Here is a 1,268-nt window from a genome sequence, read left to right on the forward strand (position 1 = left end):
CTATTATACATGAAATGTAAAAAAATACTTCAAAAATATAATCAAAAAATATATGTTTTTAAAAAAGGAATACTATTGACCGTCAGAGATTTTTTACAGTAAATAATGCTTGATCATACGCATGATTGTTCTGGAATTCAAGGGACTCTTTCTTGTTTCATACGTAAGAATGAAGTCCTCTCCCGGGAAAATTCCATTTTGCTCATAACCGGATATTTTCCGAACCGTTTTTTCTGCATATGCAAAATCATCCATCATTCCCAGATGCTCCCATAAGATTTCCTTTCTCAGCCTTAAATTCAAAATTGTAAAATCGGGGTAAATCCTGCCTGTTCCTCTCAGATATAAGGGATATTCATAACGATAAGGAATCCCTTCTCTGTATAACATGTCTGCAATAATAACCTCAGACTTTGAACGCACTCGCTCCCCTTTTGCGGTATAGAATTCCGGCATGTTTTCATCAAATTCTTTTCCTTCATATTCCACACCTTCCCATTCCCGAAGATATTCCTGATCTGATTTCCTGACCGGCTTGATTAATTTCTGGCGCTCTTTATGCAGACTTTCATATACATTCTCTACATTAACCTGTGGATAATTACTGAAATACTTGTCAATGGCATTCACCTCTTTTTCAATCGCACGAAGCACTCTCTGATCATAATCTTTCTGCGCTAACTCCCTTGCAAGTTCAATCTCATTGCTGCGAATATACACACCACTAAAATCTTTCGGATTATTTCTATGATAATACTGTGTCCTTTTCCCATGACTGCAGACACGCAATGATCCTTCAGGAACAGTCCTGAGAGCCTCCACTTTTTCTTTTTTTAACTGAAGCAGAAAACTTTTTCGTGCTTCCAGCAATTCTTTCACTTGTTCCATGGTATAACCTCCTGATATATATTTGTGTGATATTAATGTGACCAGTTTCCAAACCTGCTATTAGTTTCTAATATAGCCCCCGGCATACGCTGTTGGTTCTGGTATACCATCCTTGTTTTGGGGTATACCATCCTTGTTTTTGGGGTATACCATCCTTGTTTTGGGGTATACCATTCTTGTTTTTGGAGTATACCATCCTTGCTTTTTGGTATATACTCCCGGGCTACAATATGCTCTTCGCAATACTATATGGAAATTAGATAAGAAATTCTGCATATCAGATAGCTCTCCTTTTTCAAGTAATTCTCGATGCTAATTTCAAGCAATTTTTGGGATTTCTCAGGGCTTTTTGCAAATAGATATTTCTAATGAAATAATTC

General features: G+C 36.8%; 1 protein-coding gene. It reads right to left on the minus strand.

Annotated elements, in window-relative coordinates; translation table 11 throughout:
* Window positions 1-93 precede the first annotated feature (93 nt).
* On the minus strand, window positions 94-888 hold the full coding sequence (locus JQM82_RS15695) for a hypothetical protein (RefSeq protein WP_235251356.1): 795 nt from the start codon (window positions 886-888) through the stop codon (window positions 94-96).
* Window positions 889-1,268: the final 380 nt, after the last annotated feature.

This window comes from Faecalicatena contorta (assembly GCF_021531995.1).
In the GTDB taxonomy this organism is placed as follows: Bacteria; Bacillota; Clostridia; order Lachnospirales; family Lachnospiraceae; genus Dorea_A; species Dorea_A contorta_A.

What these genes read in the sequence shown, in the direction of transcription:
- JQM82_RS15695 (WP_235251356.1), bottom strand. Translation starts at nt 888, where the DNA reads ATGGAACAAGTGAAAGAATTGCTGGAAGCACGAAAAAGTTTTCTGCTT.